Genomic DNA, 25,024 nt, shown 5'->3' with positions numbered 1-25,024 from the left:
TGGCGCGGCCGAGGCATGATCAACATGGTAGCCCTTTAAGGGCGTTCCGCCCGAATTCCCGCCTTTCCCGGAGGCTTCCGTGCGCGCTCATCGACTACTCGTCGCCGTCCTGATCACACTCGCGGCAGCCGTCACTCCCGCCGCCGCGGCCAAGGCCCCGATCGACTACGTGGCACTTGGCGACTCCTACTCCTCCGGCGTCGGCACCGGCGGCCCGTACAGCGGAGGAGGCTGCGCCCGCAGCCCCAAGGCGTATCCCGTGCTGTGGAAGGACATGCACCAGGTGGGCTCGTTCTCCTTCGCCGCCTGTTCCGGCGCCACCACCGGCGAGGTCGTCGCGGGCCAACTCGGTGCGCTCAACGGCGGCACCGACCTGGTCACGATGACCGCGGGCGGCAACGACATCGGCTTCGTCGACGTGCTGACCACCTGCCACCTACAGAGCGAGGCCGCCTGCGAGCAGGCGGTCGCCCAAGGCGAGGCGAATGCCCGCGGTCCGTTGCGCGGCAACCTGAACCGGCTCTTCGCCGAGGTCAAGGGCCGGGCCCCGAACGCCCATGTGGTGGTGCTGGGCTACCCGAGGCTGTTCACGCCATCCAACGGCTGCGCCGCCACGCTGAGCGCGGCCAAACGAGCCATGCTCAACCGCGGCGCCGACACGCTCGCCGCCGTCATGCAGGAGCAGGCCGCCGCGAGCGGCGTGCGGTTCGTGGACACCCGCTGGGTGTTCGACCACCACGGCGTCTGCGGCTCGCCCGCCTGGATCAACACCCTCAGCCTCACCAACCGCAACGAGTCCTACCACCCCAACGCGGCCGGACAGCGGCACGGCTACCTGCCCAGTCTGCAAGGCGTGACTGGCTGATCACGAGCCGTTTGGAGCGCGACACACCCAACAGGTAGTGGTCAGATTTTCTGGCGCCACTATATGTATGATCACCCTTGCCGTTGGTTCGCCCGGTCAGCCAGACCGGGCGAGGCAAGGAGCGACAGCTCTCCAACAGGGAACCCGGTGCGAAACCGGGACTGCCCCGCAGCGGTGAGCGGGAACGACCGCCGTCAACGAAGCACTGTGTGAGCGACACGGGAAGCGACGGTCAGTAGGAAGTGCCGGTCGGCCGACCGGCACGTGCCCGCGAGTCCGAAGACCTGCCGACGGTGCGCACGCGAGGTGCGTGCGCGTGTCCTGGGTTTCGAGGGAAAACCCGCGACGGCTGGGGTTTTGTCGCGCCCTCATCAGCCGTTGTGCTCCTCGCGCCCCGGGCTTTCGTCTAGCTCGCGAGGAGAGAGCAGTGACCGTCACGGATGCCATCGCGGCACCCGGGGTTTCCGATCTCGACGTGCTCACCGGCGACATCGCCGCGCACGCCGCCGATCTGTCCGATGTGGACGTCGACCGGGTGGTCGACGCGGTCCGCAGGGGCCGCACCCCGCACACCGGCCGCCGCGAGTCGACCGAGCTCGCGGTGCGCGCCGCGGCCGACCTGATCGGCGAGGACCCGCAGTACTCCAAACTCGCCGCCCGGCTGCTGGCGGGCCTGATCCGCCAGGAGGCCGCCGACGGCGGCGCGGTGGACTTCCCGTCCTCGGTCGCCGCCGCGCACGCCGAGGGCCTCATCGCCGACCACACCGCCCGTTTCGTCGCCGACAACGCCGCCGCGCTGTGCGACCTGGTCCGCGTCGAGGCCGACGACCGCTTCGAGTACTTCGGGCTGCGCACCGTCTACGACCGGTACCTGCTGCGTCACCCGGAGACCCGGCAGGTGCTGGAGGCCCCGCAGCACTTCCTGCTGCGGGTCGCGGCAGGCCTGTCCGAGACGGTCGCGGAGGCGGCCCGGTTGTACGACCTGCTCAGCAGGCTGGCTTATCTGCCCAGCTCACCGACGCTGTTCAACGCCGGGACCCGGCGCCCCCAGCTGTCCTCCTGCTTCCTGCTGGACTCGCCGCGCGACGAACTGGAGGCGATCTACCAGCGCTACGGGGAGGTGGCCCGGCTGTCCAAGTACGCGGGCGGCATCGGCATCTCCTGGAGCCGGGTGCGCTCCCGCGGTTCGCTGATCCGCGGCACCAACGGCCGCTCCAACGGCATCGTGCCGTGGCTGCGCACGTTGGACTCCTCGGTGGCCGCGGTGAACCAGGGCGGCCGCCGCAAGGGCGCGGCCTGCGTCTACCTCGAGCCCTGGCACGCCGATGTCGAGGAGTTCCTCGAGCTTCGGGACAACACCGGCGACGAGGCCCGCCGCACCCACAACCTGAACCTCGCGATGTGGGTCTGCGACGAGTTCATGCGCCGCGTCGAAGCCGACGGCCAGTGGTCGCTGTTCGACCCCAAGGACACCCCCGAGCTGGTGGACCTGTGGGGCGAGGAGTTCGACCGCGCCTACCGCGCAGCCGAGGGCCGCGATATCGCCGTCCGCCAGGTGCCCGCGCGCAGCCTGTACGGCCGCATGATGAAGACGCTGGCGCAGACCGGGAACGGCTGGATGACCTTCAAGGACGCGTCCAACCGCGCGTGCAACCAGACCGCGTTGCCCGGCAACGTGGTGCACCTGTCCAACCTGTGCACCGAGATCCTGGAGGTGACCAGCGACGAGGCCACCGCCGTGTGCAACCTCGGCTCGGTCAACCTCGCCGCGCACCTGACCGCCGACGGCGTGGACTTCGCGCGGCTGTCCGACACCGTGCGCACCGCGGTGACGTTCCTGGACCGCACGATCGACCTCTCCTACTACCCGACGCAGGCCGCGTCGGGCAGCAACCGGCAGTGGCGTCCGGTGGGCCTTGGCGTGATGGGGCTGGCGGATGTCCTGTTCGCGCTGCGGCTGCCGTTCGACTCGCCGGAGGCGCTGACGCTGTCCACCCGCATCGCCGAGGAGATCGCGCTCGCCGCCTACGAGACCTCCTGCGAGCTGGCGGAAACCCTGGGTGCCCACCCGAACTACGCCGACACCAGGGCCGCCCGCGGCACCCTGCACGTCGACCACTTCGCGGGCGCGTCGATCACCCAGCCCGACCGCTGGACGGCGCTGCGGGAGCGGGTCGCCGCGCACGGGCTGCGCAACTCGCTGCTGATCGCCATCGCGCCCACCGCCACCATCGCCTCCATCGCGGGCTGCTCGGAATGCGTCGAGCCGGTGGTGTCCAACGCGTTCAAACGCGAAACGCTGTCCGGGGAGTTCCTCCAGATCAACCCCTGGCTGGTCGCCGAACTGAAGCGGCAGGGCCGCTGGAACCGCGCTACCCGGGATGCGCTGAAGCAGGCCGACGGTTCCGTGCAGGCGCTGGCGTTCCTGCCGGAGGACACCCGGCGGCTGTTCCGCACCGCATGGGAGCTGCCGCAGAAGTCGCTCATCGACCTGGCCGCGGCGCGGATGCCGTTCATCGACCAGAGCCAGTCGCTGAACCTGTTCATGGCCGCGCCGACCATCGGCAAGCTCTCCTCGATGTACGCCTACGCCTGGCGGGCCGGTCTGAAGACCACCTACTACCTGCGTTCCCGCCCGGCCACCCGGATCGCGCTCACCACCGTGACCGCCGAGCCTGCCGATACGGCCGCCGTCGCCTGCTCCCTTGAGAATCCCGAGATCTGCGAGGCCTGCCAGTGACCAACACGATGCTGCTCGACCCCGGCATGGACCTGACCCTGCGGCCGATGCGGTACCCGGACTTCTACGAGCAGTACCGCAACGCCATCCGCAACACCTGGACGGTGGAGGAGGTGGACCTGGCCTCCGACGTCGCCGATCTGGCCAAGCTCACCCCCAATGAGCACCACCTGGTCAAGCGGCTGGTGGCGTTCTTCGCCACCGGCGACTCGATCGTGGCGAACAACCTGGTGCTCAACCTGTACAAGCACATCAACGCCCCCGAGGCGCGGCTATACCTCTCGCGCCAGCTGTTCGAGGAGGCCGTGCACGTCCAGTTCTATCTGACGCTGCTGGACACCTATCTGCCCGACCACGAGGAGCGCGTGCAGGCCTTCGCCGCGATCGAGCACATCCCTTCGATCCGGCACAAGGGCGAGTTCTGCTTCCGCTGGATCGACTCCATCGACAACGTGGCCGAACTGCGCACCAAGGCCGACCGGCGGGCGTTCCTGCTCAACCTGATCTGCTTCGCCGCCTGCATCGAGGGGCTGTTCTTTTACGGCGCCTTCGCCTACGTGTACTGGCTGCGCTCGCGCGGCCTGCTGCAAGGCCTGGCCACCGGCACGAACTGGGTGTTTCGCGACGAGTCCATGCACATGAACTTCGCGTTCAGCGTGGTCGACACCGTCCGCGTCGAGGAACCGGAGCTGTTCGACGACCAGCTCACCGCTGAGGTCACCCGCATGCTGGACGAGGCGGTGGCCGCGGAGCTCCAGTTCGCCACCGACGTCTGCGGCGACGGGCTGCCCGGCATGAACTCCACCGATATGCACGACTACCTGCGCTACGTAGCGGACCAACGGCTGCGCCGTCTGGGGATGCCGCCCGCTTACGGTGCGCACAACCCGTTCGCCTTCATGGAGCTCCAAGACGTCCAGGAGCTCACGAACTTCTTCGAACGCCGCGTCTCCGCCTACCAGGTCGGCGTCACCGGCTCGGTGGCCCTCGACGAGGAGTTCTAGGCGCCAAGGGCTCGTGGCCGCGCGGTTCCCTTCGCCACGGAACCGCGCGGTCACGGCTCCCGGGGGCGTTACTCCGGTCGGGGCTGGTCACGATGGCCTGTGCGCCTCAAGAGACGAGTGCGGTAGCGCTTCGGAGCGGGCATATTGCTATATGTGGACCTCGATTCGGTGGCGGAAGAGCTGTACTCGCTGTCCCGCGATGACTTCATCGCGGTCCGCAACGACCTGGCCAAGCAAGCAGCGAAGAACGGCGACCCGAAGCTCGCCGAGCAGGTCAGGAAGCTGCGCAGGCCCTCGACCGCGGCCTGGCTGGCCAACCTGCTCAGCCGCGAGTACCCGGCGGAGGTGCGCTCGCTGGCCGAACTGGGCGAGGCACTGCGGGATGCCCACACCGCGCTGGCGGGTGACAGCCTGCGCACGCTCTCCCAGCAGCGGCACGAGCTGATCCAAGGGCTGGTCCGGCAGGCCAAGGCACTGGGCCGCAACGCGGGCACCAAGGTCGGCGAGTCGGTCACCCGTGAGCTGGAGGAGACCTTCAGCACCGCCCTGAGCGACCCCGACGCCGCCGAGGCCCTGGCCTCCGGCAGGCTGATCACCGCGATGAACAGCGCGGACGAGGGCTTCGGCTGGCTCGCGCCCGGCGCCATGCCGGAGCAACGCGAGGAACCCGCGAAGCGACCGAACCGATCGCTGCGCGGGCGAAAGCCGGATAAGGACGGCAAGGCCGCCAAGGACGACAAGGACGCCGAGGCGGAGGCCGCGGAACGGCGTCGGCAGGAGCGACTGGACCGGGGCCGCCGCGAACTGGACGCCCTGCGCCGGGAGGCCAAGGACGCCGAACGCGAGCGCTGGGACGCCACCGCCGAACTCAACGACCTCGACCGCCGCGTCACCGAGTTGACCGGGCGCATCGAGGAGATCCGCGAGGAACTGGACGCCGCCGAAGAGGAGAAAGCCGAGGCCGAGCGGGTGCAGCGCACCGCGCGACGATCTCAGCAGGCGGCCGACCGGAAGGCACGGCAGGCTCGGCAGCGGGTGGAAGACGCGGAAAGAAGGCTCAAGGACCTGGCGGGGCGATGAGTTCTGCCGCCGGTCGGTGTCTGTATCTGGGGTAGGCGAGAAACGCTGGAGGTGGCGGAAGTGGCACGAGCGATCTGGACCGGTTCGATCAACTTCGGGCTGGTGAACATCCCGGTCGGGCTGTACAGCGCGACCGAGGACCACACCATCCACTTCAACCAGTTCCAGCGGGACACCTCCGACCGCATCCGGTACAAGCGCGTCAACGAGCGCACCGGCAAGGAGGTGGAATTCGGCGACATCGTCAAGGGCCACGACATCGGCGGCGGCGAGTACGTGATCGTCGAGCCCAAGGAACTCGACGAGATCGCGCCCGGCCGGTCCAAGACCATCGACATCGAGACCTTCGTCGACCTCGACGAGGTGGACCCCGTCTACTTCCAGAAGACCTACTACCTGGGTGCCACCAAGCCCGAGTACGAGCGCGCCTACGCCCTGCTGCGGGACGCGCTGGAGAAGAGCAACCGGGCGGGCATCGCCACCTTCGTCATGCGCGGCAAGCAGTACCTGACCGCGCTGCGCGCCGACAAGGACGTGCTGGCGCTGGAGACGATGTTCTTCGCCGACGAGATCCGCGACCCGGCCGACCTGGACATCGTGCCATCGGCGAACAAGCCCAAGCCCAAGGAACTGGACATGGCGACGGGCCTGATCGAGTCGATGGCGGGGCCATGGCAGCCCGAGGAGTTCCGCGACACGTACACCGAACGGGTGGAAAAGCTCATCGAGGACAAGAAGGAAGGCAGGGCGATCGTCGCCGAGGAGGCCCCGCCGGAGCCGACCGAGGTCGTTGACCTGCTGGAAGCCTTGCGCCGCAGCGTCGAACAGACACGCGGAGGAAGCGGGGGGTCCACGAAGAGCGAGCCGAAGAGTGCTACTAAGGCAGACGGAAATGGTCGCCCGAACCAGCGCACCCGGCAGGATCTCGGCAAGCTCAGCAAGGCCGAACTTGACGAGATGGCTCGCGAACTGGACATCAAGGGCCGGTCGAAAATGACCCGAGCCGAGCTGGAAAAGGCGATCGCCAAGGGTTCGTCCGGGTTCGCCCGGTCGACGCGATCGCGAACCAGGAAGGCTTCATGATCACGAAGGTCTGCCTGCACTGCACCACCGATCTCGACCACTGCCACGGCGCCTTGGTGCTCCACCCCAACGGCTTCGTCGAGTGCACCGAGCCCAACTGCTTCGACCTTGGCTCGGCCCGCCACGCCCTGGTGATCTCGTGCGCCGAGATCTCCCACGGCTGCGGCTGCTGACCCACCGCGGCTACCGACGCCCGGACCCGACGAGCAACGGGTCCGGGCGGCCTTACCCGATGCGCTCTCTCAGGACGCTGACCGTCAGAGCTCGATGATCTGGCGGATCGCGGCGCCCGAATGGAGCCGGTCGAAGCCCGCGTTGATGTCGTCCAGCCGCAAATGGTCGGAGACCAGCTCGTTCACCGGCAGCAGGCCCGCGCGGTACAGCTCGATGAAGCGGGGAATGTCCCGGCGGGGCACGCTGGAGCCCAGGTAGCTGCCCTTCAACGTGCGCTCCTCGGCGACCAGGCTGAGCGCGGGCAGCACCAGCTGCCGGTCGGGATGGGGCAGGCCGACCGTCACGGTGGTGCCGCCGATGCGGGTAGCCGAATACGCCTGCGCCAGGACGAGTTCGCTGCCGGTGGTGTCGATGACCTTGTCCGCGCCGCCATCGGTGAGCTCGCGTACCTCCGCCACCGCGTCCGGCCCGCCCGCGACGGTGTGCGTTGCGCCCAGCCGCCGGGCGAGCTCACGCTTGGACTCGACCAGGTCCACCGCGATCAGAGTGGCGGCGCCCGCGGCCTTGGCGGCCAGCAGCGCCGCGAGGCCGACCCCGCCAAGCCCGAACACCGCGACCTGCTCGCCGGGGCTGATCTCCGCGCTGTGGAAGGCCGCGCCCGCGCCGGTCAGCACCGCGCAGCCGAACAACGCCGCGATCGAGTACGGCAGTCCGGGGTTCACCCGCACCACCGACTGCGCCGACACCACCGCGTACTCGGCGAAGGCGGAGACCCCGAGGTGGTGGTGCGGCCTGCCGCCGTCCGGCGCCGACCAGCGCCGCGCCCCACTGAGCAGCGTGCCTTCCCGGTTGGCGACCGCACCCGGTCCGCACAGCGCGGGCCGCCCGGCCAGGCACATCCGGCAGGTGCCGCAGGCAGGCACGAAGGACATCACCACATGGTCGCCGGGGTTGAACTCCACGCCCGGCCCGGTCTCCACTACCTCGCCTGCCGCCTCGTGCCCGAGCACCATCGGCACCGGCCGCGGCCGGGAGCCGTTGATCACCGACAGGTCCGAGTGGCACAGGCCCGCGGCGCGGATGCGCACCAGCAGTTCGTTGCGGCCGGGCCCGTCCAGTCGCAGTTCGGTGACCTCCAGCGGCAGGCTCCGCTCGTACGGCTCCGGAGCCCCGATCCGGGTCAGCACCGCCGCCTTGACCCTCATGCGATCACCAACTTCGCCAGCGCGCTGCGCATGGGCTCCTCGATCGGCCGCGGCTTGCGGCCGACGCGGTCCACGAAGACATGCACGAACCAGCCCTCGGCGAGCAGGGTGGACCGGTCGGCCCGGTACAGCCCGGTCTCGTAGCGGACGCTGGAGTTGCCGAGCTTGCCGACCCGCAACCCCACCGCGAAGGCCTCGGGGAAGGACAGCGAGCCCTTGTACACGCAGTGCGACTCGACGCAGAGCCCGATCGGGCCATCGCCGTGCAGGTCGAGGCCGCCCTGCTCGATCAGCCAGGTGTTGATCACGGTGTCCATCACCGAGTAGTGCACGGCGTTGTTGACATGCCCGTAGATGTCGTTGTCCTTCCACCTCGTCGGCACGTCCTGCCAGTACGGGTACTCGGAGCCCACACCGTCCTCCTACTCGTCGGTAGCAGGATCATCCTGGAACGCCGTGGGCGTTTAGGCCAGCCCCGTGGCCCAAACGCCCACCCCGTGGTACCTGGAGGCTCAGCGAATAAAGCTCATCTCGGGGTACTTCGGCGACTCGCCGTCCAGCAGCCCCCGGTCGCGGTGCCGCAGGTGCAGGTCGAAGAACGCGGTCAGGTAGACCCGCTGCACCTCGAACGACCGCCTCGGGTCCGCCACCTTCGGGATGTCGGGCGTCTCCAGACCCGCCCGCTGCACCGAGTGCACCAGCCCGACCGCGTCGTTGTAGGCCATGCCCGAGTCCTTGAGTTGCAGATCCAGCTTCCAGCCGGACAGCTTCCGCCAGAACGCCGCCCAGCCGGGGTTGTTCACGTGGTTGTTGGGCACCGCGTCGACCGCGAGGTGCAGCAGCGGCTTGGCCAACCCGGTGGAGATGACCGGTGCCTGCGGACGATCGGCGTCCATCCCGTCGGCCAGCGAGGCGACCGCCCGGACCCGCGGATCCTCGTAGGCCAGTTGGATGGCCGCGGTGCTGCCCATGTTCATGCCGAAGGCCGCGACCCTGCGCAGGTCCAGCGCCCCCCGCAGGCCGGCAGGCACCGGACGGTGCGAGGCGTCCGGGTTGGAGCCCGCGTTCAACGCGGTGAGCTGGTCCAACACGAATCGGGCGTCGGCGGTGCGGACCTTGATCGTCTCGCGCAGCAGGACGAGCAGCTTCTCCTCATCCCAGCTGCCGTCCGGCCTGGTCGGCGGTTCGACGTGCGGTTTGACCTTCTCCACCCGCCCGCCGGGGAACTCCACCGCGCTGGACTCGTGGGTGTGGTCGACCGTGACCACCACATAGCCCTGGCTGGCCAGCTGCTCGACCAGCACGGTGTTGAGGCCACGCGGGTGGTAGTGCAGCGGCAGGTTCAGGATCACCGGCCGCGGACCGCCGCGGCGGTCCACCGGCGCGCCGAGTCGGGCCGAGGCGCGCATGCCTGCCCAGTCCACCGAGCCCGGCGGCACCTTGAGCACCTTCTTGCTCAAGATCTCCTCGCCGAACTCGCGGGCCTCACCCGGCGAGTAGTACGGAGCGGCCGGGAAACGCTCGGCGTCCCTGGCCGGGTAGTGCACGCTGACCATGAGCTCGCGGTAGGGCGTGCTCGGCACCCACTGGTCCGGGTGGGAACGGTCCACCAGGTGCAGGTCGACCCTGCCGACCTGGTGCGGGCCGGTGGGTGCGGGCAGTTCGGGCCGGACGGCCACCTCGTGGGCCGTGGCCGGTGCGACGGCGCCGAGCGCCGTGCACGCGGCCAGACCCCAGGCCGCGACCAGCGTGGAGGTGCTGCGGGACATGTCGATCCCCCTTGTCGGTATCGGTGAAACCGACACCAAGACTCCCCAGCGCATCGGATCGTCACCTCCGGCGCGGGACCGAGACGCCTAGCTCTCGAGGACGAGGTCTCGGTCGGGATACGGCAAGCCGGCCATCAAGTGTCCTGACGGTGAATGCGAGTTGTCCTTCCAACATCGGTCAGTCGACGGATGTCTCGCCACGCCCATCGGTCGATCGTTGACATAGCAACAGACAACGAACGGTGAACGACCCGCGGGAGCAGGCCATGACGATCGAACCGACCACCCACACGCCGCGGCCCCGGCGGGCATTCCGGGTGCATGACGGCGTGCCGGTGGAGCCGGTGCGCGCAGGCCACGCCCACTGCGGCGACCACGCGGGCTGCGCGGCGGGCGTGACCGAGAACGACTGGTGGAACCGGGTGCAGCGGGGCGAGAGCCCCAGCCAGCGGCTGGACCGCAACTACGGCGAGCTGCTGCAGGAGATCAGGGTCGCGCAGACCGGCGTGCAGCTGCTGCTGGCCTTCCTGCTCACGCTGGCCTTCACCCCGAGGTTCGACGCGATCAACGAGTTCCAGCTGCGGATCTACGTGATCAGCCTGATCCTGGGCGCGGCGTCCACCGCGCTGCTGATCGCACCCGCGTCGTTCCACCGCATCGTCTTCCGCCGCAGGCTGAAGTACCAGCTGGTGCGCGCCACCAGCGTCTTCGCCCTGTGCGGGCTGGCCCTGCTGATGCTGTCGCTGGCGTCCTCGCTGCTGCTCATCCTGGACGTGGTGCTCGGCCGCGAGTTGGCGCTGTGGATCACCGGCGGCACCCTGGGCTGGTTCGGGCTGTGGTGGTACGTCATGCCGATCTGGAGCAGGCTGCGTCACCGCTGAGCCGGGTATGCGGTCACGACGCGGGAGGCGCATACCCGAGTCGGGGCGCGCGGGCAGGCGCGTCCCGGCGCTGGTCAGCCGGAGGCGGACAGGCGGGCGATCTCGATGCGGGAGCGCACCCCCAGCTTGGCCAGGATGTGCGAGACGTGGGTGCCCACGGTGCGCGGCGAGAGGAACAGCCGCGCCGCGATCTGCGGGTTGGACAGCCCCTCGGCGACCAGCGCGGCCACCTTCTGCTCGGTCGGCGTCAGCGCCGCCCAGCCGCTTTCCGCGCGCCGGTGCTTGGCATGCGGCCCTCGGCGGATGCCGTAGCCGCGGAACAACGCGCTCAGCCGGTCGGTGTCCCAGTGCGCACCCAGCGTCCCGTAGACCTCGAAGGCACGGGTGAACGCGGACCGCGCCGCCGTCTTCTCACCCCCGTCGGCCAACCGCACCGCCGCCGCCTCCAGCGCCTTCGCCCGCGGCAGCGGCCGTCCCGCGGCGGCATAGCCCTCCGCGGCGCGCAGCAGCGTCGCGGCGTCACCGGAGATCAGGCCATCGCAGTGGGCCAGCGCCGCCCTGCGGTGCGGCACCTGGCTGTCGGCGGCCAGCGCGGCCGCCTTCGCCGTCATCCGCGCCGCGATGCGTGGCTTGCCCAGGGTCACGGCCAGCCGAACGGCGTCCGGGAGCAGGTCTTCCATCTCCTCCAGTTCCTCGGCATCGCCGGACAGGCAGGAGGCCAACACGCCCAGCGCCGCGGCGCCGTCGCCCTGCTGCTCGGCGAGCAGGCTGCGGGCCCAGGTCAGCGCGCCGACCACGCGGGCGCCGATGCGTTCCGAACAGTTTTCGGCGGCAAGCAGTTCGGCACGGGCGGCCTCCCGCCGGCCGCGGTGCAGCAGGATCAGCGCGGCCCGGCCGCGGTCGCCGCAGACCACGCCGGGGTCTTTCAGCTCATCGGTCAGCGCCGCGACCTCCACCAGCGCCTCGTCCCAGCGGCCGGTGTCGAACAGCAACTCGCCCAACACACACTGCGCCTGCGCGAGCCGGACCATGTTGCCGCAGCCGTCGGCCAGTTCCCGCACCCCGGCCGCCGCGGCCAGCGCCTCCGGGTACCGGTCGACATCGCCCAGCGCCACGGCCTGGTTGACCTGCAGCAGCAGCCGCAGGTCCAACAGCTCGGGCGTGCCGCGGGCCACGGCGAGCGCCTGTTCGAACAGCGGCAGCGCGGTGGCCAGGTCGCCGCGCGAGCCCGCCGCGACGATCAGCACGTGCAGTGCCCAGGCCGAGGCCCACCGGTCGGCCGCATGCGTCGCCTCGGCCAGCGCCGTTTCCGCCACGCGTGCGGCGGTGTCGAGCTCACCGAGGTTGCGGTGCGCCCTGGCGGTGAGCACCAGGATGCGGGCCCGGTGCCGCGTCCCCGGCTCGGTCTCGGTGATCGCCTCCCGCAGGGTGGCCAGCGACGCCTCGGTGTCGCCGGTCGCGGCTCGCGCCTGCGCCAGCGTCCAGTGCAGGTTGCTCACCAGGTCCGGCTGCCCGACCACCGCCAAGGCGCGCTGTGCGACGCCTGCCGCCGCCGCGGCGTTGCCGATGCGGAACAGCGATTCGGCCAGGTGACAGGAAAGCCTGGCGTGGTGCTCGCCGCCGGGTGTGGCGTTGCCGGTGACATGCCGCAGCAGGTCCACCGCGGCCTGTGGCGCCTGGCTCATCAGCGCGGGCGCCGATTCGCTCAGCCAGGCTGGCAGCCAGCGGTCCTGGGAGTCGGGCCGGGCGGTCAGCGCCGCGAGCAACTGCCGCGCCACATGGCTCACCGGCGCCGACGCGGCCGCCAATGCCTTGGCCGCGTCGAGGTGCCAGGCCGCCCGCACCCCGACCGGCAGGTGGTCATACAGCGCCGTACGAATGAGCGGATGGCGGAACGCAAGCTCGTTTCCGAGGGATTCGATTACTCCCGCAGACCGCGCTTCGGCCAATGGGGTTACCAACTCCGACACATTTCGGTTCAGCGTCACCGCCAAATCCGAAACCGAGAAGTCCACCCCGAGCAACGCGGCGGCCTGGACGACTTCCAGAACCGATGGGGACAGGAATGCGAGCCGGAACCCGATAGCCTCCGAAAGCGATTGCGGCGCGTTCTCCCCGCTTACCTCGGCCGTGCCGGAGTCGGAAACCGATATGCGCTCGGCGCGCAGCAGCCCGGCGACGAGTTCGGTGAGGTAGAGCGGATTTCCGGTGGCGCCCCTGGCCATCCCGCGCAGCTTCGGCCCCGGTGTCGCGCCGCACAGCCGGGCGAGGAGTTCGTCGGTATCGGCCTCGCCGAGTTCACCCAGCTGAAGCAGACGTTTGGCGCCGACAAGCTGTCGCAGGGCGAGCAGTTCCTGCCTGCTGGGCACGGGCCGCAGCGCTCCGATCAACAGCAGCGGCAGCCGGGGCGTGGCGCGCGAGAGCCTGCTCCACACCGACAGGGTCAGCGGGTCCGCCCACTGGAGGTCGTCGATCAGGATCACCGCGGGCCCCGCCGCGCAGGTGTCGTGCACCAGCGCGACCAGCCGCTCGGCCGCGGCCGTCGAGGGGTCGAAACCGCCGGTGGGAGCCTCGGCCTCGGCACGCAGCAGCCTGCGGATCGCCATCCGGTGCGGATCGGCGGTGATCTCGTTGACCCGCAGGGCATCCAGCAGCGGCACCAGCGGGAGGGCCTGCCCCAGTTCGTCGCCGCAGCCGCTGAAGACCTGGTGGCCGAGGACGACCGCCTCCCGCTGCGCGGCCCTGAGCAGCGTGGACTTCCCGACGCCCGGTTCGCCCTCGATCAGCACCGACCGCCCGCGGCCCGCGGCGAGTTCGCGCGCCCAGCCCGCCAGCCGGGAAAGCTCACGCCCCCGGCCGACCGGCTGGTCCCACCGCTCAGGCCGCACCACAAATAAGAGAATAGAGGTTGAATTGATGGGAAACAATGATGGTTCGCAAGGGAAACTGCCTGGTAGAAGAGCCTAGGTAAGGCTGCGCTCAGCGTTCGCCCTGATCAGTCCCGCTCCGGACAATGTGAATACAGCTCGGTTGTCACCGGAATCGCTAAACTCTCTTTACTGTTGGCTTTCCATTAACGATGCGTTTTCGGCGAATTCTCGGCGACCTGTCAGGTTCAGGTTTGGGCACCAAACTCCCGCGTCAACCGGCGCGGACCTTGGCAAGTCTGTCGTACTCACCTCAAGGCCACAGGTAATCCCTGGGAGTTTTTGATGCGCATTCGCCGAATCATCACCACGCTCGCATTCGTTCTCACCGCGGCCGCCGCCGTCGTTCTCGGTGGACCGGACCAGTTCCACGATGGCGTCGAGCCCGACCAGTTCCACGACAGCGTGCAGGCGCAATTCCACGACTGAGCAGATCCGAAAGCGCGGCGAGCCTCCGGGCCTGCCGCGCTTTTCGATGCGTCGACTCTTTTCGATGAATCTGCGACGAGAGCATGTCGATGTCGAGTCGGAATATCCGCGGTCGGAGAGCGAGACCGGTGAGGCTCTCCGACGGCCGTTTCGGGAGCGGCGCCCGCCGCCTGTGGGAAACACTGTGGGAGGACTGCCGGCAGGCCGGTGGCCCAGGACGCACCGGTCCTGCCTCGGGCTCAGTGACTGAGCGTCGGCTGTTCCGGCGACTCGAAGTCGCCGGTGCTGGACTGCACCTCGACCCGGTTGCGGCCGTGCCGCTTCGCCCGGTAGAGCGCGATGTCCGCGGCCGCGAACAGCTCGTCCAGCCGCGCCGGACCACCGGCGACGCCGATGCTGACCGTGGGACGGCGGGTCTTGCCGAGCACGGAGTTCCAGTTGTGGCTGGCCACCGCGGCGCGGATGCGCTCGGCCACCACCTGGCCGGTCTCGTGACCGCGATCGGGGCCGCCGTCCACCGGGTCGGGGCTGTCCCCGAGCAGCACGATGAACTCATCGCCTGCCCACCTGGCGACCAGGTCGCCGACCCGGCACTCGCGCTTGAGCAGCGCCGCGACCTCGCGCAGCGCCGCATCGCCCGCGGCGTGCCCGGCCTCGTCGTTGACGTCCTTGAACCAGTCCACGTCGACCAGCACCAGCCACGGGATCTTGCCCCGGGAGGCGGTGCGCTCCAGCATCCGCGGCGCGGCGTACTCCATGCCCAGCCGGTTTACCAACCCGGTCAGCGGATCGCGGGTCGCGGCGGCCTGCGCCAACGCGGCCTGCTGCTGGGCGTGGGCGGCGCGCCTGCGCTGCGCCAGGGCTTGGCCGAGCCCCTCCTGCAGCATCTCGACCACGGTCTGGCCCGCGGCCACCGTGCGCCGCAGCGCCTCGGCCTCGCCGACGGCGTCACCCAGTTCGCGGCAGATGGCGGCCAGGTCGTTGGAGAACCGCAGCAGCAGCGCGGTGTCGTTGATCTTCTCCGCGGCGGCGACAGCCCGACTGGCCAGCGTACGTGCCTCGGTGAGATTGCCCTGTGCCTGGCGCACAGTCGCCAGCACCCAGTCGCTGGTGCCCAACACCCAGTGGTCGGCCGCGCCGGTCACCGACTCCCGCGCCAGCAGCGCGGTCCGCTCGGCGGGTTCCAGCTCGCCGACGCCGACCAGCGCCCGCGCGTTGGCCACCAGCAGCGAGCGGTGCACATAACCGGAGTGCACCAGGGTCAGGCCTTCCTCCAGGATCGTCCGAGCCTCGGCGAAGGTGTCCTTGGCGACGTCCGGCGGGTCGTCCAGCGCCTTGAAGACCAGGATGCCGCCCAAGCGTTGCAGGCAGTGCGCGAGCGTCTCGCGGTGCCGCGCTTCGCGGGCCAGCGCCACGGAGGTGCGGGCCATGTCCAGTGCCGCGGTCTGGCGGCCGATGCATTCCAGCAGGTAGCCCAGCAGCCCGACGGTGTGCGCCGCCGCGGTGCCCTCGAGCTGCTCGGAGTCCAGCTCGGTCCAGCCCTCGGCCGCGAGCTCGAGCGCCATCGGAGTGCGACCAAGCCGCCACGCGGCGATGGCGCGGTGCAGCAGCACGGCGGCCCGTCGCCACGGTTCGCCACCGCCATGCGTGGGTTGTTTCACGACCTCGTCGAACAGCGAGTTGGCCTCCAGCAGACGGCCGGAGTCCAGCAGCTCGGCGACCTCGTGGTCCCGACGAGGGACGTAACCCTTCAGCGGAGGATCATGGTCCACTACGTCCTCGATATCCTCATGCGATCGGCCGCACCGGCAAGGCACTCTGTGGTCGGGTTTTCGGGCCGGTGTGACGGATGCGGGGCACTCGCCGCCCGGAACATCCCAGGTTTGACCAGAGCCACACATCCGGGTGACACGTTACCGGGCGGGACGCCGGCCGTACTGTTCATGGTGCACAACGTCATCAAGTGGTAGCCGTCGACGCCATCCATGGCGCTCCAAATCGGGCGTGGCGGCCAATTCCCGGACTTCTCCGACGCACAGCCACGCCACCGGACGTACTCCGGCCGGAATCCCGAGCAGTCGGCGCAGGAAATCCTCCCGGTAGAAGCTGACCCAGCCGACACCAAGTCCTTCCGCGGTAGCCGCCAACCACAGATTTTGAATGGCGAGGCAGACGGAGTAGAGACCGGCGTCGGCGATGGCGTGCCTGCCGAGAACCGAGGGCGCACCCCGGCTCGGGTCATAGGTGACGACGATGCCGAGGCCCGACTCCAGCACTCCCTCGACCTTGATCCTGGCGAAGGTCGCCGCCCGCTCGCCGTCCAGCTGTGCGGCGAACGTCGCGCGCTCTGCCTGGACGTGCTCACGAAAGGCCCGCCGGGTCGACTCTTCCCGGACAAGCAGGAAGTCCCATGGCTGGGAGAGCCCGACGCTCGGCGCGGCATGCGCGGCGGCCAGCACCCTGCGCAGGACCTCGTCCGGCAGTTGCCGCCCGGTGAACTCGGCACGGACGTCACGTCGCCGATGCAGAACGTCGTAGAAGGCGGTGGTGTCCGCCGCGGGCGCCGACTTCTCCGTGCTGTTGTCCGTGTCGTTTTCCGAGCTGGGAGACCTCACTCATGCATCCTGCCTCACCGCCGGGCGCGAGCCCGCCGACCGCCAGTTCCGGAACTCACGCACGCACCTTCGTTGAGTGGTCAACGTTTCGTCAAGAGGGAGGTTCCGCCCGTCAAAAGGGCGCTAATGGAGCACGCCTCCACACCCCCGCTGAACTGCACTGGACCGGTGAAACCGCGCTCACCGCTGGATACCTTGGCGGGCAGCGCCGTCGGCTTCGCGGCGGCGGTGGCCTCGACCGTCGCCAGCGCCGTGCTCTTCCCCACGCTGACGCTCGGCGTGCTGGTGATCACGGCCGCCGCGATGGCGACGGTGACCACCCTGCCCGGCGGGCTGCTCGGCGCCGCCCAGCACTGGGGCCTCTACGCCGGGTTCGTCCTCTCCGCCGCGGGGGAGATCCGGTTCGACCGTCCCGCCCTGATCGCGGCGGCGGTGCTGGCCGCCGCCGCGGTGCTGGGCAGGCTGGCGGGCTGGTGGGGCAGGCGGGTGGCTACCACCGACGTGGCGCTGAACCTGCCCCGCCAGGTCACCGCTGACTGGGACTCGGATAGGGCAGCAGTGCCATCTCCCTCGCGTTCTTGATCGCGGTGGCGACCTGGCGCTGCTGCTGTGGGGTCAGGCCGGTCACCCGGCGGGAGCGGATCTTGCCGCGGTCGGAGATGAACTTGCGCAGCAGGTTGGCGTCCTTCCAATCCACCTCCGTGATGCCCTCGCGCACCAGCAGATTGGGCTTGCGCCGAGGATTCCCGCGCTCGGGTTTGCGCATGTGCTCCCGCCTCCTCACCAACTGGACTTCGACACGCCAGGCAGTTCCCCGCGGTGCGCCATCTCCCGCAGCCGGACCCTGGACAGCCCGAAGGCCCGCAGGAACCCGCGCGGCCTGCCGTCCACCGAGTCCCGGTTGCGCAGCCGCGTCGCGCTGGCATCGCGCGGCATCCGCTGCAACGCCGCCTGCGCGTCCGCCTTCTGCTCCGGCGTGGACCGCGGCGAGCGGATCGTCTCCTTGAGCTCGGCGCGGCGCTCCGCGTGGCGGAGCACGATGGCCCGCCGCTGCTCGTTACGGGCGATCTTGGACTTCTTGGCCATCAGCGCTCCTCCCGGAAGTCGACGTGCCTGCGCACCACGGGGTCGTACTTGCGAATCGTCAGGCGGTCCGGATCATTACGGCGGTTCTTGCGGGTCACGTAGGTGTAACCGGTGCCCGCCGTCGAACGCAGCTTGATGATCGGCCGGATCTCGTTGCGCGCCATCAGACCCGCACTCCCCGGCGGCGCAGTTCGGCCACCACCGACTCGATGCCCCGCTTGTCGATCGTCTTGATCCCCTTGGCGGACACCCGAAGCGTCACCCAGCGCCCCTCACCGGCCAGCCAGTAGCGCCGGGACTGGATATTGGGCAGCCACCGCCGGTTGGTGCGGGCATGCGAGTGCGAGACCCGCTTGCCGTACCCCGGCTCTCGGCCCGTCACCTGGCATTTCGCGGACACGACACCTCCTGTAAACGACATCCATTTTCACTTGGCCGTGCCGTAGGGTAGCGTGCGGCTAGATGGTTATGGAAATCGTTCTCGATTGAAGAGGTTCGCGGATGCAGCGCACGCCCCTGGTGATGGTCGCCGGTATCGCCGCGGAGGCTGCCGAGGTGATCGCCGACCGGTTCGCCGGTCCCGACGTCGCCGTGATCCACCACGATCTGCGGCGCATCGCCCACGGCATGGTCCGCCGCAGGCTCCGTCTCAACGGGCACGACGACACCGTCGCGCTGAGACTGGCCCACGGCTGCGTGTCCTGCACGCTGCGCGAGGACCTGCTCCCGCTGGTGCGCGGCCTGGCGGGCGAGGTGAGCCGCATCGTGCTGCACCTCGACCCGGCGCTGGAGCCCGAGGCGGTGTGCTGGGCGCTCCGGCACGTGGTCGTGGACGACGCGCCCCTGATCGAGCAGGTGTCGATCGAGGCCGTGATCACCGCGTTGGACCTCGGTGCCTGGCTGGCCGACGCCACCGGCGACGAGCCGCTGGCGGAGCGCGACCTGACCGCGAGCGCCGATGACGAGCGCACCGTCGCGCAGGTCGCGGTGGCCCAAGCCGAGTTCGCCGACCTGCTGGTGCTCGCGGGCCGGACCGACGCGTGGAACGCGGTGCGCACCGAGGCCGTGCTGGACCGCGTCGCGCCGGGAGTGCCCCGCAGGTGGCTGGCCGAGACCACCCCCGGCGAACTGCTGGCAGCGGTGCCACCGGTGTCCCGGCGCGGGGAGATCGACGACCCGCACGGCCCGTTGCTGCGTGGTCAGCCGCCGCTGACCGCGGAGGCCGGGGTGTCGGTCGTGTTGTTCAGCGAGCGCAGGCCGTTCCACCCGCAGCGCCTGCACGAGTCGCTGGACGTGCTGCTCGACGGCGTGGTGCGGACCCGCGGCCGGGTGTGGGTCGCCGCCCAGCCCGACACCGCGCTGTGGCTGGAGTCCGCGGGCGGAGGCCTGCGGGTCGGCCACGCCGGATCGTGGCTGGCCGCCCTGGAACCCGAGGCCTGGGAGGGCGTCGAGCCGGAACGCCGCGCGATGGCCTCGCTGCGCTGGGACCTCTATTACGGCGACCGCGACCAGGAACTCGTGGTGGTCGCCCATCTCGCCGACCCGGCGGAGATCACCGACGCGCTGCGCCGTGCGCTGCTCACCGACGAGGAACTGGCCGAAGGCGAACAGGCCTGGCGGGCCTACGGCGACCCCTTTGGCTCCTGGCACACCGACCCCTGCGAGGACTCGCCCGACCCGTCATCGGCGGAGGCGTCCATCGGCAACCGAAAGGAAGAGCAGTGAAACCCGGTATCCACCCCGATTACCACCCGGTCGTCATCCAGGACTCCTCGACGGGCAAGACCTTCCTCACCCGCTCGACCGCGACCTCGGACAAGACGATCGAGTACAGCGACGGCAACACCTACCCGCTGATCCTGGTGGACGTCACCTCCGACTCGCACCCGTTCTGGACCGGCGCGGCCCGCGTGATGGACACCGCGGGCCGGGTGGAGAAGTTCCGCCGCCGCTACGGCGACCTGGCCCGCGGCGACCGAAAGGGCGGGAAGTAATGGCCGTCCCCAAGCGCAAGCTCTCCCGCGCCAACACCCGTGCCCGCCGCGCCCAGTGGAAGGCCACCCCGCCCGAACTGGTCCCCATCACCATCGCGGGCCGCGAGCACCTCGTTCCGCGCCGTCTCCTGAAGGCCTACCAGCGAGGCGAACTCACCCTCGAGTAGCCGGGCGATGTTACGGTTCGGGCGTTCCGACGGACTGGAGTGTCACATGGGCGTGCCCACGACTGTTGGCGTGATCGGCGGCGGCACGATGGGCGCGGGCATCGTCCACGTGCTGCTGGCCGCCGGGAGCAGGGTGACACTGGCCGAGGTCTCCGCCGACCGGGCCGCCGCCGCCCGCGACGCGGTGGCGGCCTCGCTGGCCAAGGCGGCCGCTAAGGGCAAACTGGACGGCTCTCCCGAGGAACTGCTGGCCCGGTTGTCCACTGTGGACGACGTCGCGTCGCTGCCACCGGGTGCGGATCTGGTGATCGAGTCGGTGCCGGAGAACACCGAGCTCAAGCGAGGCGTGTTGACCACCGCCGCGCGGGCCTGCGCCCGGGCGGTGCTGGCGTCCAACACCTCCTCGCTGTCCATCACGGCGATCGCCGACGGACTGCCCGGTGAGCGGGTGCTCGGCATGCACTTCTTCAACCCCGTGCCCGTCCAGGAACTCGTCGAGCTTGTGCACCACGACGGTGTCGCCAGGAACACCGTGGACCGGGTCCGAGAATGGTCGGCGGCGCTGGGCAAGACGGTGATCGAGGTCCGCGACGCCCCCGGGTTCGCCACCTCCCGACTGGGCGTCGCGGTCGGCCTCGAGGCGATCCGGATGGTCGAGGAGAACGTGGCCTCGCCCGAGGACATCGACACCGGTATGCGGCTGGGCTACCGCTGGCCGATGGGCCCGTTACGGCTCACCGACCTGGTCGGCCTGGACGTGCGGCTGGCCATCGCCGAGCACCTCGCCCGCGAACTGGGCCCCCGCTTCGAGCCGCCGAAGCTGCTGCGCGACAAGGTCGAACGCGGCGAACTGGGCCGCAAAACCGGGCAGGGCTTCTTCGATTGGAGCCCCGAGGGCGGCGCGGCGTCATAGATCGCGCCTGCCGGAGAACCGCCGACGTGCGGTGCCAATAAATGGACTGCCGAAGGCGGCGGGACTTCGTAGGGTCGGCCCCATGCTGCACATCCGGCGTTATCGCGAGGAAGACGGTCCGGTCGCCTGGCGGCTGCGCGCACTGACCTTCGGCGGCTCCACCGACTACGACTCCACCTGGGGCGGCGACACCAGTTGGACCGGGCTGGTCGCCGAGGAGGACGGCGACCTGATCGGCTTCGCCAGGATTCGCCCCTACCGGCAGTTCTTCGGCGGCCGCGCGGTGCCCATGGGCGGCATCGCCGCGGTCAGCGTCGCCGCGCACGCCCGCGGCCGCGGCGTCGGGGACGGCCTGCTCGGCACGATCATCCCCAGCCTGCACGAACTGGGCTTCCCGATCAGCACCCTCTACCCCTCGGTACCCGGCCTGTACCGCCGCTGGGGTTGGGAGCGCGGCGGACTTCTGGAGTGGCTGGAGGCGCCGATGGGCCACTTCGAGCGGGTGCGCGCCTCGGCCCCGCTGCGCCGCGTGCGCGAGGCCGACCTCGCGGAGGTGCAGAAGAACTACCTGGACCTGGCCGCGGGCGTGAACGGTTTCCTGGACCGGTGCACCCCGCAGTTCGACCTGAACCAGATACTGGACTCCAATCTCGCGTTGATCGGCAGCGGCGGCTACCTGCTGGCCGATGTCGACCACGACGAGAACAAGCTGACCGTCTACGACCTCGTCGCCGACAACCCCGACCTGGCCGCCGCCATGTTCCGGCAGATCGCCTCCTGGGACACCGTGCTGACCACGGTCCGGCTGCGCATCACCGACGAGGGCGCGCTCGGCCTGCTCGGCGACCTCGCGCTCAACGGCACCCTGGAGAGCGAACCCTGGTTCCTCCGCGTCATCGACCTGCCCGCCGCCGTCGCCGCCCGCGGCTGGCCCGCCGCGGCCGAACTCCGGGACACGGCCGTCGACGTGGAGGTCGTCGACGAGCAGGCCCCTTGGCACGCGGGCAACCACCGGCTGGTCATCGCCGACGGCACCGTGCGCACCGAACCCGGCGGCACTGGCGCGGTCCGCATCCACGCCCGCGCCCTTGGCCCCTGGTTCTCGGGCGCCGCGAGCGTCACCGCGCTCCGCCGGGCGGGCCTGATCACGGGCGACACCTCGACCGACGCTCTGCTCGACGCCCTCACCGCCGCCGCCACCCGTCCACGAATGGCCGACTTCTTCTGATGTGCCGACCGAGTGCGGCGCGGGTCCGATCCCGCGCCGCACTCGTTCCGCCGAACGGGTGGCGGTAGGCGCTTAGGCTGTGCGGCGTGTTGTTGCTTGTCGTGGAGATGATCGGCACCGCGGCCTTCGCCGCCTCCGGGGCGCTGGCCGCCGTGCGGGCGCGGTTGGACGTCTTCGGCGTCGTCGTGCTGGGCATGACCACCGCGCTGGGCGGCGGCATCCTCCGCGACCTGCTGCTGGACGTCTCGCCGCCCGCCACCCTGCGGGACTGGCGGTACCTGTTGGTGCCCGCCGGCGTCGGGCTGGCGGCGTTCTACTTCCACCCCCAGCTGTCCAAGCTGCGCCGATCGGTGCTGGTCGCCGACGCCATCGGCCTCGGCCTGTTCGTCACAGCGGGCACCACCACCGCGCTGCACGCCGGCGTGCCCGCGTACACGGCGTGCCTGATCGGGATGACCACCGGCATCGGCGGCGGCGCGGTGCGCGACGTCCTGCTGCGCCAGATCCCGGTGGTGCTCCGCAAGGAGATATACGCCCTCGCGGCACTGGCAGGCGCCGTGCTGGTGGCGGTGGGGGACCGGCTGGACCTGCCCGCGGGCCCGGTCGCCGTTGCCGGGGCCGCCGTGGTGTGCGGTCTCCGACTGCTGTCCATGTGGCGGCGGTGGAACGCACCGATCGCCCGCGGCGTCTGACCCCTACCAGGCGAAACACCACGGCGGCTTCTCAGGCGCTTCTCAGGAGAGCGAGTAAGACTGACGGACATGCGCATTCTCGTCGTCGACGACGACCGGGCGGTCCGGGAGTCACTGCGTCGTTCCCTCCAGTTCAACGGCTACCAGGTGGAACTGGCCGGGGACGGCCTGCAGGCCTTGGACGCCGTCGCGGGCAGCCGACCGGACGCGATGGTGCTGGATGTGATGATGCCTCGCCTCGACGGCCTCGAGGTGTGCCGCAGGCTGCGCAGCACCGGCGATGACCTGCCGATTCTCGTGCTGACCGCCCGCGAGGCGGTATCCGACCGGGTCGCCGGGCTGGACGCGGGCGCCGACGACTACCTGCCCAAGCCGTTCGCCCTGGAGGAACTGCTGGCCCGGCTGCGCGCACTGCTGCGTCGCTCCAGCAACGGCGCCGACGACCCCTCCGCCCCCGAACCACTGCGCTACTCCGACCTCGAACTGGACCCCGGCACCCGCGAGGTCCACCGCAACGGCAGGCTGATCAGCCTCACCAGAACCGAGTTCGCGCTGCTCGAGTTGCTGATCACACACCCCAAGCAGGTGCTCACCCGCAGCCGCATTCTCGAGGAGGTCTGGGGCTACGACTTCCCCACCTCGGGCAACGCGCTGGAGGTCTACATCGGCTACCTCCGCCGCAAAACCGAAGGCGAGGGTGAGACCCGACTGATCCACACCGTCCGCGGCGTGGGCTACGTACTTCGTGAGGGCTCGTAGGTGCGCATCAGTCCGTTCCACGACGAGGTGGCCGAACGCCACCAGGAAAACCTGACCCAGCGTTTCTCCCTCCGGGCCAGGGTCACGCTGCTCGCCGCGTTCTGCGTCGGCGGCGCCGTCGCGCTCGTCTCGCTCGGCGCGTTCATCACCGTGCGCACCAGCCTGTACGACGAGGTCGACGAAAACCTCACGCGCCGGGCAAACCAGGCGGTGCAAGGCCCGGTGTTCAAGGTCGACGACTTCAACCGCCTGCCCGCGGCGCTGCTGACGGCCGCGGACGTACGGATCGCGCTGATGCGCGCCGACGGCCGCAACACCTACGGCGGGGACGAGCCGCCGCCGATGGGCGACGAGGAGAAGGCCGTCGCGGCCGGGGACAAATCGCACACGCTGCGCACCGTGAAGGACTTTCGGGTGATCGCCGTCCCCTACGGCCACGACCTCGCACTGGTGGTCGCCGAGCCGCTCGGACCGACCAAGGCCACCCTGGCCAAGTTGAGCGTGGTGCTCATCGTCGTGGGCGGTGCGGGCATCGTGCTCGCCGCCGCAGCGGGAACGGCGGTGGCCAGCGGAGGCCTCAGACCGGTGCAGCGGCTCACCGCCGCCACCGAACGCGTCGCCAGAACCGGTGACCTGAGGCCGATCCCGGTGTCCGGCGACGACGAGTTGGCCAGGCTCACCGAGAGCTTCAACACCATGCTCGCCGCGCTGACCGAGTCCATGGAACGCCAGCGCAGGCTCGTCGCCGACGCGGGCCACGAACTGCGCACCCCGCTGACCTCGCTGCGCACCAACCTGGACCTGCTCGTCGCCTCCGGCCAGCCCGGCGCCCCCACGCTGTCCAAACAGGACGAGCAAGAGATCTACGACGACGTGCGCGCGCAAATCTCCGAACTGTCCACTCTGGTCGGAGACCTGGTGGAACTGGCCCGCGAGGACGCCCCCCAGGTCATCCACGAGCCGGTGGAGATGGTCGAGGTGGTGGAGCGGTCCCTGGACCGCGCCCGCCGCCGCGCCACCGGCATCGAGTTCGACGTCCGCCTGGAACCGTGGTCGCTGCTCGGCGATTCCAACGCTCTGGAACGCGCAGTGCTGAACCTGCTGGACAACGCCGCCAAGTGGAGCCCGCCAAACGGCACGGTCCGCCTCACCATGGCCGCCACCGGCGACGGCCACATCGAGTTGCAGGTCGCCGACGCCGGACCCGGCATCGCCGACGCCGACCTGCCCCATGTGTTCGAGCGGTTCTACCGGTCGACCGAGGCCAGAACACTGCCCGGATCGGGGCTCGGCCTGGCGATCGTGCGACAGGTCGCCGAGCGCCACGGGGGCATTGCTTACGCTGGTCGCGCACCTGAAGGCGGTGCGCTGCTCACACTCCGGCTGCCCGGGCGGCCGGGCTGACCCGAGGGT

At 70.2% G+C, this 25,024-nt stretch carries 27 protein-coding genes and 1 riboswitch; of the genes, 17 read left to right on the top strand and 10 right to left on the bottom strand.

Annotated elements, in window-relative coordinates; translation table 11 throughout:
• The first annotated feature begins 79 nt into the window (after nt 1-79).
• The 6 genes from ACU6XJ_RS07210 (at nt 80) to ACU6XJ_RS07185 (ending at nt 6,945) form a co-directional block, all read left to right on the top strand.
• Nucleotides 80-865, top strand: a complete 786-nt coding sequence (locus ACU6XJ_RS07210) for an SGNH/GDSL hydrolase family protein (RefSeq protein ID WP_476307899.1) — start codon at nt 80-82, stop codon at nt 863-865.
• A gap of 67 nt (nt 866-932) precedes the next feature.
• Nucleotides 933-1,171: riboswitch (cobalamin riboswitch) on the top strand.
• 121 nt (nt 1,172-1,292) lie between these two features.
• Nucleotides 1,293-3,605, top strand: a complete 2,313-nt coding sequence (locus ACU6XJ_RS07205; RefSeq protein ID WP_476307898.1) for a ribonucleoside-diphosphate reductase subunit alpha — start codon at nt 1,293-1,295, stop codon at nt 3,603-3,605.
• Entirely contained in the window at nt 3,602-4,609 is a 1,008-nt protein-coding gene (locus ACU6XJ_RS07200; protein WP_476307896.1) for a ribonucleotide-diphosphate reductase subunit beta, read from the top strand. The genes ACU6XJ_RS07205 and ACU6XJ_RS07200 overlap by 4 nt, the downstream gene beginning before the upstream one ends.
• A 153-nt stretch (nt 4,610-4,762) precedes the next feature.
• Nucleotides 4,763-5,689, top strand: a complete 927-nt coding sequence (locus ACU6XJ_RS07195; protein ID WP_476307894.1) for a hypothetical protein — start codon at nt 4,763-4,765, stop codon at nt 5,687-5,689.
• Nucleotides 5,690-5,749: 60 nt separating this feature from the next.
• Complete coding sequence (gene ku, locus ACU6XJ_RS07190) at nt 5,750-6,772, top strand: non-homologous end joining protein Ku (RefSeq protein WP_476307893.1); 1,023 nt, start codon at nt 5,750-5,752, stop codon at nt 6,770-6,772.
• Nucleotides 6,769-6,945: a hypothetical protein gene (locus ACU6XJ_RS07185; protein WP_476307891.1), complete on the top strand. Its 177-nt coding sequence runs from the start codon at nt 6,769-6,771 to the stop codon at nt 6,943-6,945. Before ku ends, ACU6XJ_RS07185 begins: the two co-directional genes overlap by 4 nt.
• A gap of 84 nt (nt 6,946-7,029) precedes the next feature.
• On the opposite strand, the gene ACU6XJ_RS07180 is transcribed toward ACU6XJ_RS07185, so the two are convergent.
• The 3 genes from ACU6XJ_RS07180 to ACU6XJ_RS07170 all read right to left on the bottom strand — a co-directional run bounded on the left by ACU6XJ_RS07180 (nt 7,030) and on the right by ACU6XJ_RS07170 (nt 9,920).
• The gene (locus ACU6XJ_RS07180) at nt 7,030-8,151 is read right to left on the bottom strand and encodes a zinc-binding dehydrogenase (protein ID WP_476307890.1); all 1,122 of its coding nucleotides are present in this window, start codon (nt 8,149-8,151) and stop codon (nt 7,030-7,032) included.
• Nucleotides 8,148-8,564, bottom strand: coding sequence for an acyl-CoA thioesterase (locus ACU6XJ_RS07175; protein ID WP_476307888.1), 417 nt, complete (start codon nt 8,562-8,564; stop codon nt 8,148-8,150). Before ACU6XJ_RS07175 ends, ACU6XJ_RS07180 begins: the two co-directional genes overlap by 4 nt.
• Before the next feature lie 99 nt (nt 8,565-8,663).
• Nucleotides 8,664-9,920 carry an alpha/beta hydrolase gene (locus tag ACU6XJ_RS07170; RefSeq protein ID WP_476307886.1) on the bottom strand — a complete coding sequence of 419 codons (1,257 nt, stop codon included), beginning with the start codon at nt 9,918-9,920 and terminating at the stop codon, nt 8,664-8,666.
• Nucleotides 9,921-10,186: 266 nt separating this feature from the next.
• Between ACU6XJ_RS07170 and ACU6XJ_RS07165 the strand changes: the two genes are divergently transcribed.
• Nucleotides 10,187-10,801, top strand: a complete 615-nt coding sequence (locus ACU6XJ_RS07165; RefSeq protein WP_476307885.1) for a DUF6328 family protein — start codon at nt 10,187-10,189, stop codon at nt 10,799-10,801.
• 74 nt (nt 10,802-10,875) lie between these two features.
• Here the strand turns inward: ACU6XJ_RS07165 and ACU6XJ_RS07160 are convergent, their stop codons facing one another.
• Nucleotides 10,876-13,692, bottom strand: a complete 2,817-nt coding sequence (locus ACU6XJ_RS07160; protein WP_476307883.1) for an ATP-binding protein — start codon at nt 13,690-13,692, stop codon at nt 10,876-10,878.
• A 321-nt stretch (nt 13,693-14,013) separates the two neighbouring features.
• Between ACU6XJ_RS07160 and ACU6XJ_RS07155 the strand changes: the two genes are divergently transcribed.
• Nucleotides 14,014-14,157 carry a hypothetical protein gene (locus tag ACU6XJ_RS07155; protein WP_476307882.1) on the top strand — a complete coding sequence of 48 codons (144 nt, stop codon included), beginning with the start codon at nt 14,014-14,016 and terminating at the stop codon, nt 14,155-14,157.
• Between the two features lie 239 nt (nt 14,158-14,396).
• Here the strand turns inward: ACU6XJ_RS07155 and ACU6XJ_RS07150 are convergent, their stop codons facing one another.
• Together ACU6XJ_RS07150 and bluB are read right to left on the bottom strand one after the other, a co-directional pair.
• Nucleotides 14,397-15,929 (bottom strand): diguanylate cyclase, encoded by a 1,533-nt coding sequence (locus tag ACU6XJ_RS07150; RefSeq protein WP_476307880.1) that lies wholly within the window; start codon nt 15,927-15,929, stop codon nt 14,397-14,399.
• A 141-nt stretch (nt 15,930-16,070) separates the two neighbouring features.
• A complete protein-coding gene (bluB, locus tag ACU6XJ_RS07145) occupies nt 16,071-16,772 on the bottom strand; it encodes a 5,6-dimethylbenzimidazole synthase (RefSeq protein WP_476307878.1) in 702 nt (233 codons plus the stop codon).
• Nucleotides 16,773-16,940: 168 nt separating this feature from the next.
• Between bluB and ACU6XJ_RS07140 the strand changes: the two genes are divergently transcribed.
• Nucleotides 16,941-17,354, top strand: a complete 414-nt coding sequence (locus ACU6XJ_RS07140) for a hypothetical protein (protein WP_476307877.1) — start codon at nt 16,941-16,943, stop codon at nt 17,352-17,354.
• Here ACU6XJ_RS07140 and rpsR read toward each other — a convergent pair.
• From rpsR to rpmB, 4 genes are read right to left on the bottom strand one after another with little or no spacing between them, the layout of a single operon-like run.
• Entirely contained in the window at nt 17,299-17,538 is a 240-nt protein-coding gene (gene rpsR / locus ACU6XJ_RS07135; RefSeq protein ID WP_476307875.1) for a 30S ribosomal protein S18, read from the bottom strand. The genes ACU6XJ_RS07140 and rpsR overlap by 56 nt on opposite strands.
• A 14-nt stretch (nt 17,539-17,552) precedes the next feature.
• A complete protein-coding gene (gene rpsN, locus ACU6XJ_RS07130) occupies nt 17,553-17,858 on the bottom strand; it encodes a 30S ribosomal protein S14 (RefSeq protein ID WP_476307874.1) in 306 nt (101 codons plus the stop codon).
• Nucleotides 17,858-18,022 (bottom strand): 50S ribosomal protein L33, encoded by a 165-nt coding sequence (gene rpmG, locus ACU6XJ_RS07125; protein ID WP_476307873.1) that lies wholly within the window; start codon nt 18,020-18,022, stop codon nt 17,858-17,860. Before rpmG ends, rpsN begins: the two co-directional genes overlap by 1 nt.
• Nucleotides 18,022-18,258: a 50S ribosomal protein L28 gene (gene rpmB, locus ACU6XJ_RS07120; protein ID WP_476307870.1), complete on the bottom strand. Its 237-nt coding sequence runs from the start codon at nt 18,256-18,258 to the stop codon at nt 18,022-18,024. The genes rpmG and rpmB overlap by 1 nt, the downstream gene beginning before the upstream one ends.
• A 101-nt stretch (nt 18,259-18,359) precedes the next feature.
• Between rpmB and mrf the strand changes: the two genes are divergently transcribed.
• From mrf to ACU6XJ_RS07080, 8 genes are all read left to right on the top strand, one after another.
• Complete coding sequence (gene mrf, locus ACU6XJ_RS07115) at nt 18,360-19,583, top strand: ribosome hibernation factor-recruiting GTPase MRF (protein ID WP_476307868.1); 1,224 nt, start codon at nt 18,360-18,362, stop codon at nt 19,581-19,583.
• Nucleotides 19,580-19,852 carry a type B 50S ribosomal protein L31 gene (locus ACU6XJ_RS07110; protein WP_476307866.1) on the top strand — a complete coding sequence of 91 codons (273 nt, stop codon included), beginning with the start codon at nt 19,580-19,582 and terminating at the stop codon, nt 19,850-19,852. Before mrf ends, ACU6XJ_RS07110 begins: the two co-directional genes overlap by 4 nt.
• A complete protein-coding gene (rpmF, locus tag ACU6XJ_RS07105; protein ID WP_476307865.1) occupies nt 19,852-20,019 on the top strand; it encodes a 50S ribosomal protein L32 in 168 nt (55 codons plus the stop codon). Before ACU6XJ_RS07110 ends, rpmF begins: the two co-directional genes overlap by 1 nt.
• A gap of 46 nt (nt 20,020-20,065) precedes the next feature.
• On the top strand, nt 20,066-20,932 hold the full coding sequence (locus ACU6XJ_RS07100) for a 3-hydroxyacyl-CoA dehydrogenase family protein (RefSeq protein WP_476307863.1): 867 nt from the start codon (nt 20,066-20,068) through the stop codon (nt 20,930-20,932).
• Between the two features lie 82 nt (nt 20,933-21,014).
• On the top strand, nt 21,015-22,160 hold the full coding sequence (locus tag ACU6XJ_RS07095) for a GNAT family N-acetyltransferase (protein WP_476307861.1): 1,146 nt from the start codon (nt 21,015-21,017) through the stop codon (nt 22,158-22,160).
• Nucleotides 22,161-22,246: 86 nt separating this feature from the next.
• Nucleotides 22,247-22,852, top strand: coding sequence for a trimeric intracellular cation channel family protein (locus ACU6XJ_RS07090; RefSeq protein ID WP_476307860.1), 606 nt, complete (start codon nt 22,247-22,249; stop codon nt 22,850-22,852).
• A 69-nt stretch (nt 22,853-22,921) separates the two neighbouring features.
• Nucleotides 22,922-23,611, top strand: a complete 690-nt coding sequence (locus tag ACU6XJ_RS07085) for a response regulator transcription factor (protein ID WP_476307858.1) — start codon at nt 22,922-22,924, stop codon at nt 23,609-23,611.
• Nucleotides 23,612-25,015, top strand: a complete 1,404-nt coding sequence (locus ACU6XJ_RS07080) for a HAMP domain-containing sensor histidine kinase (RefSeq protein WP_476307856.1) — start codon at nt 23,612-23,614, stop codon at nt 25,013-25,015. It abuts the gene before it with no gap.
• Nucleotides 25,016-25,024: the final 9 nt, after the last annotated feature.

The organism is Actinorectispora metalli (assembly GCF_056323685.1).
This window is presented reverse-complemented; position numbering and strand designations above follow the sequence as displayed.

Coding starts and splice junctions, on each gene's coding strand:
- ACU6XJ_RS07100 (WP_476307863.1), top strand. CDS start 20,066: ATGGGCGTGCCCACGACTGTTGGCGTGATCGGCGGCGGCACGATGGGC.
- ACU6XJ_RS07095 (WP_476307861.1), top strand. CDS start 21,015: ATGCTGCACATCCGGCGTTATCGCGAGGAAGACGGTCCGGTCGCCTGG.
- rpmG (WP_476307873.1), bottom strand. CDS start 18,022: ATGGCGCGCAACGAGATCCGGCCGATCATCAAGCTGCGTTCGACGGCG.
- mrf (WP_476307868.1), top strand. CDS start 18,360: ATGCAGCGCACGCCCCTGGTGATGGTCGCCGGTATCGCCGCGGAGGCT.
- ACU6XJ_RS07165 (WP_476307885.1), top strand. CDS start 10,187: ATGACGATCGAACCGACCACCCACACGCCGCGGCCCCGGCGGGCATTC.
- ACU6XJ_RS07155 (WP_476307882.1), top strand. CDS start 14,014: ATGCGCATTCGCCGAATCATCACCACGCTCGCATTCGTTCTCACCGCG.
- rpsR (WP_476307875.1), bottom strand. CDS start 17,538: ATGCGCAAACCCGAGCGCGGGAATCCTCGGCGCAAGCCCAATCTGCTG.
- ACU6XJ_RS07180 (WP_476307890.1), bottom strand. CDS start 8,151: ATGAGGGTCAAGGCGGCGGTGCTGACCCGGATCGGGGCTCCGGAGCCG.
- rpsN (WP_476307874.1), bottom strand. CDS start 17,858: ATGGCCAAGAAGTCCAAGATCGCCCGTAACGAGCAGCGGCGGGCCATC.
- ACU6XJ_RS07170 (WP_476307886.1), bottom strand. CDS start 9,920: ATGTCCCGCAGCACCTCCACGCTGGTCGCGGCCTGGGGTCTGGCCGCG.
- rpmF (WP_476307865.1), top strand. CDS start 19,852: ATGGCCGTCCCCAAGCGCAAGCTCTCCCGCGCCAACACCCGTGCCCGC.
- ACU6XJ_RS07185 (WP_476307891.1), top strand. CDS start 6,769: ATGATCACGAAGGTCTGCCTGCACTGCACCACCGATCTCGACCACTGC.
- ACU6XJ_RS07085 (WP_476307858.1), top strand. CDS start 22,922: ATGCGCATTCTCGTCGTCGACGACGACCGGGCGGTCCGGGAGTCACTG.